The sequence below is a fragment of the bacterium genome, from assembly GCA_023145965.1.
Taxonomy (GTDB): Bacteria; UBP14; UBA6098; order UBA6098; family UBA6098; genus UBA6098.
On record JAGLDC010000036.1, the window covers coordinates 1 to 13,777 of the forward strand.

Consider the following 13,777-nt stretch of genomic DNA (forward strand, 5'->3'; position numbering starts at 1 on the left):
CGCCCCTACGAAACGAGACGGTCGTTTGGCAACCCGATAAATCAATCGGTTCCGGCGTCTATCTCGTCCGCATAAAGGAAACGAACGCGTCGAAAAAAGTAATCTATATAAGATGACTCGAAGAACACGAGTTTGCGGGAGGTCAGACTGTTTTTAAATCTTGCCTTCTGTGATTTAAGCGTATAATATAAGAAAACGCAAACAAGGAGTCCTAATGTTTCTCAAACGATTTTTGCTGTTACTGGTTATGGCCTGTATAGTTCTTCCCGTTTTTTCTGCTCTTGCCGCACCGTTCGATGTGGATAGCGTCTATAAAGGCTGGAGCGGCGACCCGGACACGATCAAGGTCTATATCGACACGTCTTTCACCGCCGCCCAAAAAGGCTCGGTTCAGACCGCCATAGACCGTTGGAACGATGCCGGTGGCGAACCGAAAATGACAGCGACCACAAGTTCCTCGGGTGCTGATATCAGGATCAGATCGAGTTCGACCATAAGTGGCCAGGGGACCTGTGCGGCGCATCCATCCTGGTCGCAGCCGTATGACAGTTGCACGATAAAAATCAAACCCACCCGCACGGTCGGACTTACAGAGCTTGCGACGCACGAATTAGGTCACGCGCTCGGTTTAGACGACACCAAGAACGCCTCCGATGTTATGAGGGGTGATCCCGGCTCGAACGGCTCGGGCGGGGCTTTGTCTTCTCACGACAGTTCCGAGGCAAAAGCCGCCGCGAAGATAGCTGACGCAACCTCCTCCGTGATGTTGCCTCTATTCCCGGATATGGCGCTGGCCTGCGGAGCTTTAAGCAATCTCGGATACCAGTTGTCGCGCGATTATCCGCCGCCCATAGCTGCCGGCGCGGTTATTTGGATCATGCCGGTTCACGATCCCTTTTTAACTATCTACGGCGAACACGTCGAGGGTAACCTACTCATATTCGATGTCCAGCTCGAACCTATACACTGGTCGGGGATGGTTTTCTTCGATGTATATATAGAATTTCCCGATCCTCTTACCTACCCCCCCGAAGAGTTTATGTGCATGTTCTATGCGGATGAAGCGCCCGTGCCGCCAACCGATTTCACATGTTGGTTCGATTGGCACACCGAAGGCGGTTTGACTTATGTCGATTGGGTAGGCCGCAATGACTACCCCCATCCGGGCGGACTTCGCGCAACATTGACCGATGAATTCGCTACACATTTCAACAAAGGGAACGGGACATTCGTTTTGGAACTTCCGCCAGGCAGCCACATGCTTAGCCTCGTCGTGGACGATTTCCAGGGGAATTACTCATATTATACGACTATAATAGATGTTCTCGGTATCGATGATGACCCGGAGCTACCGTCGGCTGTTGCGCTCGACGCGTATCCGAATCCGTTCAACTCGGCGGTGACGATGTCGCTCTCCCCCGGCGTCGGCGCGAGCAATGCTCGCCCCGTGCAGGTCGGAGTAGAGATTTTCGACATAAACGGGCGAATGGTTTATAACAATTCCGCAGGGGACGCATGTATGCGTCCCGCGGGCGGCATTCATGCCGCCCCTACGCAGGTCATCTGGCAACCGGAGGCATCGGTTGGCAGCGGGATATATCTCGTTCGCGCGAAAGTCGGGGATAAATCGGTCACGAAACGAATTGTGTATTTGAAATAGTGTTCTTTACATAGATTTAATTCATGTTATCCCGTTCGCGGGCGGAAAATAATGTAAAATGTATAATGATTGTTATTGCGAGGCGTTGTCCTGAGCTTGTCGAAGGCGGTTCCGTAGGGGACGGGTTTCCCGTCCCGTCGGCGAACGGGCGAGGAGACCTCGCCCCTACGGATTGACAATGCGAAATCGCGCAGGCCTGTAGGGCCTTTGTCATTCCCGACCCACTCGGGAATCCACCGTAGGAGCACCGATATGCCCGCCGGGTGGTACAACGGGGTTTGCCGATGTCAAAGCCCTACGGAACGAAAACAGCACGAACACAGAGGGGTCTCCCCTACGGATTGAAATGGCAGCGAGGTTGAAATTTATTTCCGCGCCCTTTGGCCTGCAACAACAGAAAAAGACGCGGCTCGTCGGGAGAGGCCTCCAATGCCGGAGCGGTGGAACGAAGAATGGGTTGTCGAACCATTTAACATTAAAGCATATATTGCACACCTCGAGGTAGCCTTTACGGCTCCCTTTTTTTATCCTGCTTTCTAAAGGCGGCGGCAAATGCAGCGAAGATATCCTCGACAGCCAAGATTCTAAGACCTTCGATTTTTGCCAATTTGGCTTGCCCTGCAGGCATAATAATATTCGAGAAACCGAGTCTCGCGGCCTCTTTTAACCTCGGGGTAATTCTTGAGGTTGACCTAAGTTCACCGGTTAGACCAATTTCCCCGAAAACGGCAATTTTGGGCGAAATAGGAATATCCTGCATACTACCGGCTATGGCGAGTGCGATTCCCAAGTCGGATGTCCGCTCATCAAGTGTTACACCACCAACAACATTGATAAAAAGGTCCTGGCGTGACAGGGGAAACCCTGCGCGCCTTTCGAGTATTGCAACAAGCAACATAAATCTACGCGGATCGAAGCCTTGAACGACGCGTTGTGGTGAGCTATAAGCTGTTGGAGAAGCTAAGGCTTGAATCTCCACAAAAAGCGGGCGTGCTCCCTCGAGTCCGGCAAAAACGACGGAACCGGGGACAGGTTCTTTATGTTGATTAATAAACGCTGATGATGGGTTTTCAACCTCGATCAAACCATCCGAGGCCATTGAGAAAACACCTATTTCGCCTGTGCTTCCAAAGCGGTTTTTCGATGTGCGAAGGATACGCAATTCACTATGGCGGTCGCCCTCGAGGGTTAGGACGACATCGACTGCGTGTTCGAGAACACGTGGCCCGGCGATAACGCCGGATTTTGTTACATGCCCTATCATAAACACAGAAATATTATGTTTTTTTGCTACTTCGATAAAAAGCGAGGCGCATTGACGCACTTGCGCGACATTGCCCGGCGTGCTTTCAAGGGCTGAGGATGCCATTGATTGTATTGAATCGACTATAACTATGTTGTAATCGGCAGCGAATCCAGCAGCTATCTCGGCAGATGTTTCAGCAAGCAGGTCGAGATTATTTTCGCATTTATGTTTTAATCGTTCAGCGCGAACCTTGACCTGAGAAGCCGACTCCTCTCCAGTAATATATAGGACCTTCATGCCCTCTACGGCCATTTCTATCGCTGATTGAAGGAGTAATGTCGATTTACCTATACCCGGCTCGCCAGCGACGAGAATCGCGCTTCCCGGCATAACTCCCCCGCCGAAAACTCTATCGATTTCCTTAAAACCCGCTGAAATTCGTTTTGTATTATCCATTCCTACCGAAGAAATGGGTATTGGCCGAGTCGATGAATACCTTTTAACTGCAGACACTTTAGATTCAACAACAACCTCTTCGATCAGCGTGTTCCATTCACCGCAGTTGTCACATTTGCCTTGCCATCTTAGATGTTTATGTCCACATGACTGACATACATATCGAATTTTCTCTTTTTTTGCCATTTCACCTCGATTTTTTTTGAAATATAGTTTGTCCTTTAAATTATTCAATCAAAATTTCCCCTATTCCGATATTTCAGTCATATAAGAATTTACTTTTATCTAACGATATAAGGCAAATAAATTATTCTTATCATTGGATAATTTATTATAGATACCACTCCCCCGGCAGCGCTGTCACGGTTTTTGCTATTTTATAAGTTTAGAAATAGCAGTCCTCTTTCTTGGGCAAAAATCCCCTATCCCTTTCCCACTCTGTCACAAAATTTGTTTTGTCAAATTTTGCGCCATCGTCTTCCCCCGCGCCAGCGCTCGTCTTTGCATTTCTTTTTTCTTATTAAGATATTTAATCTTTATAAAAACACCTTTACAAAAGGGTTTTTGACTCATAATTTAGTTTATTATGAAAAAGGCAATAATTATAGTATTGGATGGTGTTGGGATTGCAGAGGCGCCCGACGCTGATGATTACAACGATCTTGGAAGTGCCACTCTTCCACATACTGCTGCTGCAGTTGGGGGTTTAGAGCTCCCGAATTTAGGAAGACTTGGTCTTGGCAACCTTGGAGATATTCCTGGCACTCCGCCCAGCGACATTATTGAGGGAGCTTACACGCGGATGATTCCCCAGTCCAAGGGTAAAGACTCTACCACAGGTCATTGGGAGTTGGCTGGTTTGATCACTCGCGAACCATTTCCGGTTTTCCCGTATGGTTTTCCTTTGGATATTATGTTTACATTTGAGTCCAAGATTGGTCGCGGGACTTTAGGAAACGTAGTTGCCAGTGGAACCGAGATAATTGAGAAACTCGGAGCAGAACATGTTTCAACAGGCAAGCCCATAATTTATACGAGTGCGGACTCGGTCTTCCAGATAGCGGCTCATGAAGACATAGTTCCAGTGGGTCTTTTATATGACTGGTGCAGGATCGCTCGTAAAATACTTACTGGAGACTTAGGTGTAAGTCGTGTTATTGCAAGGCCTTTCATAGGTTCGAATAACAATTTTGTCCGAACGCCAAAACGCAGGGATTTCTCCCTCGAGCCTCAAGGGCCGACCCTTTTGACTCATGTTGAAAGAGCCGGTTTACCTGTAGTTTCAGTTGGCAAGATCATGGATTTATTTGCTGGTATCGGGATAACCGAACCGGTCTTCACACATTCCAATTCTGAGGGTATTTCTGAAACTAGGATGTTAATTAAGGAATTTGACAGAGGACTTATCTTTACTAACCTAGTTGATTTTGACATGCTTTGGGGCCATCGCAACGATCCTCGTGGACTTGCACAAGGCCTTCGTGAATTTGATGATTCTCTTCCCTCTATAATGGGCGCGATGGGTGAAGATGACCTTTTATTTATTACGGCTGATCATGGTAATGATCCCACGACACCCAGCACAGACCATAGCAGAGAGCTTGTTCCACTCATTGCTTGGGGTCATAATCTTATTCCTGGGGCATTACCTGATAGAAATTCTTTTGCCGACCTCGGGCAAACAATCGCTGAATTTCTTGAAACCGAACCTACCCGCGACGGCGTGAGTTTCCTTCATGATATTTTACCATAAAAAAAGGTAATCATATTCAATGGAGAAAGAATGAAGATTAATAAACTTATTTTTTTTGCGATCTTATTAATTGCGATCTCTATATTCTCAGAAGAAAGGACTCTCGTTGGTTCAAACCTTACTAGCGGTGGTTTTGGTTGTGTTTCTTCTAGACTCACCACAATTGATGGCAATTTTGCGGTCATGATTGGTGGTCGCGGGGGTTGGATAATCGATCACAAATTCAGTATTGGATATGGAAGCTACGAACTTTGGGAGAAAATCGATGCCGATCCGGTCCCCGGTTACGATGATGACTTAAAGCTGGATTTCGGTTATAGGGGCATTGAATTCGAGTATATTCATCGCTCTGAGGCGCTGTATCATTTTACAGCAAGGCTACTTGTGGGGTGGGGTGAAGCAAGATTGGTTAATACACATAACGATGGCGATAGGGCTGTTCTTACCGATGGATTATTCGTGAGCGAGATTACGCTTGGTGGGGAATTGAATCTAACGAGTTGGATGCGTTCCTATATAGCTGCTGGTTATCATAGGTCATTTGATGTCGATATCGAGAACTACAATGAAGGTGATTTCAGTGGCCCATCGATGGAATTTGGTCTCAAATTCGGCGGGAATATGTAAAAACCCAAATTTCAGAAATAACTTGATAATTGCCTTTTTAAGGAAGATATTTTCTGATTGTTATCCAGGACTTTTTGAAAGAAGAAAAAATGCCCATTTTTGATATTTTATCAAACGATATTGGAATAGACCTCGGAACAGCCAACACCCTTGTTTTCGTTAAAGGGCGAGGTATTATTCTTAATGAACCGTCAGTAGTGGCAGTCGAGAACGAAACCGGCAAAGTTATAGCCATCGGCCATGATGCCCGAGAAATGCTCGGAAGAACCCCCGGTCATATCCGTGCTGTTCGCCCACTTAAAGACGGTGTAATTGCTGATTTTACTATGACCGAGGAGATGCTCCGCGAGTTCATACGCAGGGTAATCCGCAAGAGATTTCTTATAAAACCTAAAATTGTAATTTCAGTTCCTTCGGGGATCACCGAGGTGGAGAGACGTGCGGTTACGGAATCGGCTGAAAATGCAGGAGCTCGCGATGTTTTTCTTGTTAACGAACCTATGGCTGGAGCTATAGGCGTGGGAATTCCGGTCGAGGAACCCCGAGGGAACATGATAATCGATATTGGCGGAGGAACCAGTGAGATAGCAGTTATCGCTCTTTCGGGGATCGTTAACAATACGAGTATCCGTATCGCCGGCGACGAAATGGACGAGGCTATTATAAATTATCTTAAGAAGAAGTATAATCTTGCAATTGGCGAGAACACCGCAGAAAGGGTTAAGAGAGAAATAGGCTCCGCCTATCCTTTACCCGGCGGAGAAGAGTATGTCGATGTTAAGGGCCGCGATGTTGTAGATGGCTTACCTAAGACCCTCAAGATTTCCAGTGCTGAGATCCGTGAAGGTCTCGAGGAGCCGGTTCGCCTTATTATGCACGCACTAAGGCAGGCTCTTGAAGCTACACCTCCGGAGCTTGCCAGCGACATTGTTGACCGAGGGATTATTATGACGGGGGGTGGATGTATGCTCCGCGGTCTAGATCAAAAAATACGTGAAGAGACCAATCTTCCGGTATATATTGTCGATGATCCTCTCACTTGCGTTGTAATGGGAACGGGTAGAATCATAAATGACACCACAAAATACAACAAGCTTTTGGCCAGAGAGAAAAGATAATGGATATTGAACCCGAATTTGATCTTAATAAAGCTCTCACTTACATTGCAGATTTTCTTCCTACAAGACTTCCTCTAGAGACAGACGGTTCCGATATTGAGGGTGTTAATATTAATCCAACCCTCGGGCAAATTCCACTGGCATTAGCCGAAGTCATAATCTATTCCAAAAAACCTCAAAGAATTCTGGAGATAGGAACTAGTGTTGCTGAAACGACGATTGCGCTTGGTTATGCCGCTAAGACATACGGCGGAGAGGTAACAACAGTCGAGATTAACCGCCGAATAGCCAGCGCCGCAATAAGAAATATTCAGCATGCTGACATACAAGAGTCGGTGAGGCTTTCAGTCGGAGATGGTGCTAATATTATTAGCCAATTTAACGGGCCTTTCGGTTTTATTATTCAAGACGGCGCAAAAAACCTCTATGTTCCTATGCTCGAGCGCCTTATTGACCTTATGGAACCGGGCGGGATACTTCTTTCCGATGACGTTTTATTTCCTATCATGTTCGACAATCCTCGTGTTAAGGAACTCGACGACTATAACCACGCCCTCAGGGACAATTCACGCCTTAAAACTGTATGGCTTCCCATTGGAGACGGAGTAGCTCTTAGCACGAGAATATAATTTTATTTCACCGCCACCTCCACGCTGTCACGATTTTTGCTATTTCGCATACTCGACTTTGATATTTATTTATTTTCGCGCAAAAATCCCTTTCACCTTCCACGCTGTCACGAAATTTGTGTAAAGTCAAATTTCGTTCCATCGTCCTCACCCGCGCCAGCGTCCCCGCCTTTTTTTTCTTTTAGAATTGCTTTTGTGGTTTTATTGAAAAAGTGATAATTACATATATATTTGATTCTATGAAAAGTATTATTTTTAGTGTTGTTTTTTACTTAGGCCTATCCTATGGAAATTGCACGATAGGGGTTGCTTCTGGTTCGGTGACGTGTGATGGTAGGCCTTTGGCGTTCAAAACCCGTGACACTTCCTCATGGAGTCTTGAATATAAGGTTCAGACACCTTCGGGCTATTATGCTTATGCTGGAAATACTTCTGTGGGTTCTTCGGGCGTGTGGTTCGGTCTTAGTGAAGCAGGTTTTGGTATCACTCAATCGGCGGCTTATAATTTATCTGGTGGTTGGAGTGGTTTAACTAACAGCAGTATGATGAACTATTCTTTAGAGCTTTGTTCGACGGTTGATGACTTCGAGGACATTTTGATATCGACAAATTCGTCTGGTAGGTCCACAGCCGCGAACTATGCAGTTTTTGATGCATATGGTGGTGCGGCGATATTTGAGTGTGCACCGCATGAATATGCGCGTTACGATACTGATTCACTGGGAATTGCCACTCATGGGAATTTTTCTTATATTGGGTCCTCGGGCAGAGTTGGTCAGAATCGCATGGACAGGGCATATTTGCTTATGATTGAGGCTATTTCTGGTGATTCGTTAGATGCTACTTTTATTGCGAAACATGTCATATCTGATCTTTATTTAACCGGTCAAGATCCTTATCCCTTGCCATGGACTGGCATTTTTTCTGGCCTTCCTGCGGGATGGATAGACACTGGACCTTTCCGGGAAACCCAAACAATTTGCAATGCAAACACACATGCTGCAGGTATTGCTCAGGGCGTGGCAATAGGCGAGAATCCTGAAAACTCGGTTCTTTGGTGTATATTTGCATCCCCTGTTTCATCTGTTCTTTTCCCTCTTTTCCCTGCAGCGTATGATGAGCCGCCGGAGGGCATAGGTTCTTCGTCCGCCATGTTTGTTGCGTGCAAAGCCAAATACGACTCTCTTTTTTCTCATTCATCGATTGATTATTGGCTCGACGCAAGTTATCTTTTTGACAGTCTAGGGAATGGTGTGCTCACTTATGTTCCGGTTATCATCGATTGGGCATATGATTCGGTTTCGACACAGCTTTCAGCGTGGACATCCTCGACACCTTCGACTTTAGATAGAGCGGATTTTCAAGATGAAATGACTAGCTTGATTCTGGCCGCATACTTAAGCGGAACTCCATTGAACATCGACGAAATACCAGATATTCCAAGCGAAATTTGTCTCTCTGCCTATCCAAATCCCTTTAACTCGTCATGTTTGATAGAACTCTCCTCCACTTTTGATGAGGATAAAGAAATATTTGTTATCGACATTGCAGGAAGAATATCCGATAAGATATTATTATCGGCTGGTTCTCACACGGCGCATTGGACACCCACAGACGCAACACCATCGGGCCTTTATCTACTCCAAATTTCTGCCAAAAAACTCATTTCAAAAAGAGTATCCTATATTAAGTAATAAACTCATTATCTCGCCATATAGGCAGGGATGTTCGATATAGTTGTATTGAGCCACTGATTTGCTCAGTAAGGGAATTGTGCGATTATGGTCTTTGCGGCGATGGCGCGCCGATGAGCCATGAAACGGAATCTTGAATATAAGCGGAATCCGCCGGCAATTCTGGCACCGTCACGCTATCGACGATACCGCCACCCGGTTCGAATAATGCTATCCATTCACCGCCCGCGCTAATGCGGAAATCGGCGTGAAAATCGCCTTGTTCGGGTTCTGCGTCGCACCAAATCAGCAAAACCGTGTCCGGTTGGATTAAAGTGAAGTTCGGAAAAATGTATTTCAGTGTGTCAGGATCGTCGGTCAAGGCAAAACCCGAAATATCGACAGCAGTGTCCTGCGAATTGTAGATTTCGACATAATCGTCGAAATCGCCGTGCTCGTCGGTGCAAATCGAGACATTATTTGAGACTATTTCGGACATGATAACGATATGCCAAACATCGACCGGCTCCGGCCCCGGCTCGTTCGGGGATCTCGTGCATCCGGCGAAGGCGATCAGCAGAATAAGCGATAGCAGCATGATAACCGGTTTCATTTAGAACCTCGCGTGAACCTGAATTGTAATTTCGGTGTGCGGCGTTTCGTATTCGTCGTCGATATAACTTGCCTGGACTTTTAAGCGTGTTCCTTCGATAGGCTCGAAACCTAATCCTAAATGAGTCCTTTTTTTGTTATCCGAAAGATCGTGGAAAAGCGGATCCATGCCGTCCTCAAAACTATAATAATGTTTCCTTAAACAGTGCTCATATTGCAGATATGGTTGGAATTTGCCGAACGCGTATCGCGCCCAGAGTTCGTAGCCATTGAAATCATCGTTCGACACGACGTCGTTTCCGGCGATATATTCACCGCCCAATTCGAGATCGCCAGACGATGCTGTCGCCCCGATATTCCATGCGTCCCGCCATTCGAGACCGAGGGTGTCCAATCCGGTGCCGTAGCTCCCAATTAAATCGACGAATTTTGAAGGCGAGTATATCAATCGTCCGGCGAACTGTTTTTCGCTGGTGATGGCGTCTCCCCCGTTTCCGTTGTAAAGGCCGAGGTCGTATTCGATTTGATACGGCTCTTGAAAGAGCTTCCCGGAAATCCAAACACCTATATCGCGGTCGAGATAGCCGGCGTCGTCGAGAATATCGTGAATTTCGGTCCAATCCGCTGCGGGGACATCGCTCAAGCCAAGCAAATCCTCGAGGCCGATAGGTTTTCTTCTTTGCCCAATACCGATTTCGAGCGGGCGACCATATTTATACCGGATTACGGCATCCTTGAGTTCCGCAAAACCGGAATTCAGATCGAAGGATATTCTCGCCGAGAATGTTGACAAGGAATCAAATTCGACCTTTATTTTCGGCCTAACTCGGTCTATAAAAAATTCGTTATTTGGGTAAATCTCGCGTGAATCCCAACGCCAACCGGCGATAACCTCTCCACCAACATCGATATCCACCTTGGCAAAGGATATTACTGCGCATAAAAGTAGTATAGGAAATATGATGTTTCGTGTTTTCATTATTTTATTTCGAAATCATCGAAGGTCGAGCTTTTATCTTGCTTCCATTGAACCCTTATTACATCGTCTGAAGCGAGTTTTTCGGCAAGGAAATTCCTGTCGATATTTCCGAAAATCTCGACCTCGATCTCGGTCTGATCGCTTTCGGGGCCTTTATCGGCGACCACCCTTTTTATCTTATAGCCGACATCCTCTTTGAATAGAAACTCCTTGATCAGCGTGAGGGTTTCGTCCGGCTCCATTGTCCTGACCCTCAGGTTCCATGTCCAATTGGTCGGGAACAGGGCCTTTTTCATGCCGGACGGAATGTGCTCGATAAGGTTGATTACCACGACGATGTATAACGAGGCGATTATCGCGAGTGGATACAAGCCCACGCCGCATGCCATTCCTATGCCGAGGGCGATAACGAGCGAACTGGCTTCCTTCGGGGATTTAAGTGAATATCGATATCGGACGATAGATGCCGCACCCATCAGCCCGAATGCGCGCGCGATTTGACTGCCGATTATCATCATCATGAGCGCCGACGCCGCCGAAAGGACAATATGGGCTTCTGTGAAGTCCATCTGCGCACTTCCACCCCGCCTACGATAGCTCACTAAACCGGAAAGCACCGACGCGAGAAACAGCGTCGCGAGAATATTAAGGGCCTCACTCCAGTCGGTGTCCCATAGGGTCTTGCGGGGAGCACCGCCTTTGTCGGGCGGGCCTTCGATAGGCGAATCCGAATTTTCCTCTAAAAATTCGATCGATCCGCTTTGTGCGAATGCTGTCGCCGAATTTAAAAAATGACCGGCGTCCGGTATCAGAACGAGAATTAAGATAAGTCCCGATAAAATAAAAAATATTTGGGATTTACGACCGATTTTCAAAAAAATATTTTTCATAAGAATAGGCCATCTTTATTAGATTCATTTTTTGTTTTTATCCTCTCCATCCGGTTTCTATCAACTAAAACATCAATCCTGAATTGCTGCTCAAATAGGTCTTTTTTCGACAGAACATCCTTCCTCTCGGCCTTAGCCTTATTAACAGAGTTTATGTCGAGAACAAGCGCACCCATCTCCCTCGATACACGTAGTTTTGCGCTGACCTGTTTATTCGAGGAGTCCAGCGCATCTGCGACGCGTAATATAGCCGATAAACGCCGAACGGCAAGTTGTTCTTCCGCGCAGAGCTTCCATTGCCGAACATTATCGAGCGAATATGCGGAACCGTTGTGATAAAGAGCGATAATCGCAACGATGCGCTTATCCCTTTCTGTAAGTTCGGTGAATTCGTAATCCATGATTATATTATAGCTATGTTTTTCGTGCTCGGGACCCACCGAACGGCCAACATCGTGTAATAGCGCTGCGTATTCAAGCAAATCTCTCGCTGTTTTTCCGAGTCGGTGAATATCCACAGTTGCGTCGAAAATTTGGCCGGCAAATTCGCGGACTTTTTGCGCGTGTTCAAAATAGCCGTTATGCTGATGGTATAGCTCGAGAACTTCCTTTAAACGCTTATTTATCGGATAGTTTTCGGAACTGATATTGATAACCTCAGAGACGATTTTGGAAATCGGTTCGTAAAGTTCGGTATGGTCGCGATTACCCTTTAACAGTGAAATCCCGTCGGCTTTAACGATCTCCTGATAAGCCGAAATAGCATTTCGCTGATAAAAATCGAAACTCGTCTCGACATCGCGTGTGAAACCTATATCGAGGCCGGTATAAATCGATTCCTCCGCAAGCAAACTCGTGAAATCTATGCGTTCGAGCAAAATCTCGAACGGCGTATCGATATAAATAGTCAAGTCCGGTCGAACTCCGAACCCGCCAAGCGTCTCGATCAACCAATCCCGGTCCATTCCGCGCAATAAACCGCAAACGAGTGTCGTGATAAAATATCTGTTTAAAAGCACTATCGCCCCTCGCTTTAAAGCTGGCAATACCTCGATCTCGAGAATATAGGCCATCTCGCTCGCGGTGAGCATCACATTCGTGGAAGTAGATAGTGCATTCTTCTGGGCGGCGCGATCCATGATCTCCGTGGTTATCCATGTTTCGCCCATGCCCGATTTGACTACATCAACATTGCGAACCTGAAGCCAGTCATAGAGTGCGTTAACCTGATGCGTAACTCCGGCGTGGTGCGCCCCCTCGATAACGATTAGTTTTCCGGGAAGGTTATGCTTTGGGAGTTTGCTAATAAATGAACCATTAGAGAGATTCAATTCGGTAGGATTCTTTCCAAAACAGCTCCCCTTAAACAATTCCACGCCTTTGTCATCTCGGGTTTCACGCTTTAAAGAAGAGGTTTTTAGAAGCGGTTCGACCTCCGTTAAAATAGAGTCGAATATCTGGTCTTCATCTCGATCCATCTCGATCGGTGTCAAAATTCCCTTATCGACTAACTTCGCATACGCCTTATCTACTCTGCCCTGGAATTCCCTAAACGATTGCGTCGGATCGGTTTCGCCGGAAACATCCATCCCGGACTCGTAGAACTTGGGCACATTTCCGTTTTTCTTCATCGCGCGTTTTAGCGCTACTTCCACAGGAACACGGCATAGAAACGCTAAGTCCGGTTCGATTGCGAGAGAAAAAATCCGCTTTACCCATTCAGCATCGATACCGCGCGCTTCATCGCGTGCAAGTGCAGTATATGAATATCGGTCGGCGATAACGATTTTACCTGCATTAAGCGACGGGATAATTATATTTTCGAGCCTGTTGAAGAAATCGGCGGCGTGGAGTGCGCTGAAGCAGTTTGGCGTAAGCAGTTGAGCGCGCTTGGCGTTTTTAATCGCTTTACCGATATATTTACTAGAATTCCAACTTGTAACGACAACCTTATTTCCCTTACTTTCAAGATAGTCGGCAAGTCGTTTTACCTGCGTGCTTTTTCCAGCACCATCGAGGCCCTCGAAGACGAGCAGCAGTCCGCGGCTATCAGTATCTCTCTGGATTTCATGTTTAGTATTATTTTTCATTTCTCCTCGTTTATTTTACGCTCTCCATTTAGCCACATAGTAAA

General features: G+C 46.5%; 11 protein-coding genes. 6 read left to right on the forward strand and 5 right to left on the reverse strand.

Features of this window, described 5'->3' with window-relative positions:
- Nucleotides 1–214: 214 nt before the first annotated feature.
- Nucleotides 215–1,660, forward strand: a complete 1,446-nt coding sequence (locus KAH81_03880; GenBank protein ID MCK5832792.1) for a zinc-dependent metalloprotease — start codon at nucleotides 215–217, stop codon at nucleotides 1,658–1,660.
- Between the two features lie 508 nt (nucleotides 1,661–2,168).
- Here KAH81_03880 and radA read toward each other — a convergent pair.
- On the reverse strand, nucleotides 2,169–3,548 hold the full coding sequence (gene radA / locus KAH81_03885; GenBank protein MCK5832793.1) for a DNA repair protein RadA: 1,380 nt from the start codon (nucleotides 3,546–3,548) through the stop codon (nucleotides 2,169–2,171).
- A gap of 400 nt (nucleotides 3,549–3,948) precedes the next feature.
- Here radA and KAH81_03890 point away from each other — a divergent pair, with 400 nt between their 5' ends.
- From KAH81_03890 to KAH81_03910, 5 genes are all read left to right on the forward strand, one after another.
- A complete protein-coding gene (locus tag KAH81_03890) occupies nucleotides 3,949–5,115 on the forward strand; it encodes a phosphopentomutase (protein ID MCK5832794.1) in 1,167 nt (388 codons plus the stop codon).
- Nucleotides 5,116–5,145: 30 nt separating this feature from the next.
- The gene (locus KAH81_03895; GenBank protein ID MCK5832795.1) at nucleotides 5,146–5,742 is read left to right on the forward strand and encodes a hypothetical protein; all 597 of its coding nucleotides are present in this window, start codon (nucleotides 5,146–5,148) and stop codon (nucleotides 5,740–5,742) included.
- Between the two features lie 89 nt (nucleotides 5,743–5,831).
- Nucleotides 5,832–6,860: a rod shape-determining protein gene (locus KAH81_03900; protein ID MCK5832796.1), complete on the forward strand. Its 1,029-nt coding sequence runs from the start codon at nucleotides 5,832–5,834 to the stop codon at nucleotides 6,858–6,860.
- On the forward strand, nucleotides 6,860–7,489 hold the full coding sequence (locus tag KAH81_03905; protein MCK5832797.1) for a class I SAM-dependent methyltransferase: 630 nt from the start codon (nucleotides 6,860–6,862) through the stop codon (nucleotides 7,487–7,489). Before KAH81_03900 ends, KAH81_03905 begins: the two co-directional genes overlap by 1 nt.
- A 239-nt stretch (nucleotides 7,490–7,728) precedes the next feature.
- Nucleotides 7,729–9,183 (forward strand): T9SS type A sorting domain-containing protein, encoded by a 1,455-nt coding sequence (locus KAH81_03910; GenBank protein MCK5832798.1) that lies wholly within the window; start codon nucleotides 7,729–7,731, stop codon nucleotides 9,181–9,183.
- Nucleotides 9,184–9,268: 85 nt separating this feature from the next.
- On the opposite strand, the gene KAH81_03915 is transcribed toward KAH81_03910, so the two are convergent.
- The 4 genes from KAH81_03915 to tmk are packed head-to-tail and all read right to left on the reverse strand — an operon-like array spanning nucleotide 9,269 to nucleotide 13,733.
- Nucleotides 9,269–9,775 (reverse strand): lamin tail domain-containing protein, encoded by a 507-nt coding sequence (locus KAH81_03915; GenBank protein ID MCK5832799.1) that lies wholly within the window; start codon nucleotides 9,773–9,775, stop codon nucleotides 9,269–9,271.
- Entirely contained in the window at nucleotides 9,776–10,753 is a 978-nt protein-coding gene (locus tag KAH81_03920) for a hypothetical protein (GenBank protein MCK5832800.1), read from the reverse strand.
- Nucleotides 10,753–11,643: a DUF4956 domain-containing protein gene (locus tag KAH81_03925; protein ID MCK5832801.1), complete on the reverse strand. Its 891-nt coding sequence runs from the start codon at nucleotides 11,641–11,643 to the stop codon at nucleotides 10,753–10,755. Before KAH81_03925 ends, KAH81_03920 begins: the two co-directional genes overlap by 1 nt.
- Nucleotides 11,640–13,733, reverse strand: a complete 2,094-nt coding sequence (tmk, locus tag KAH81_03930) for a dTMP kinase (protein MCK5832802.1) — start codon at nucleotides 13,731–13,733, stop codon at nucleotides 11,640–11,642. Before tmk ends, KAH81_03925 begins: the two co-directional genes overlap by 4 nt.
- Nucleotides 13,734–13,777 lie beyond the last annotated feature (44 nt).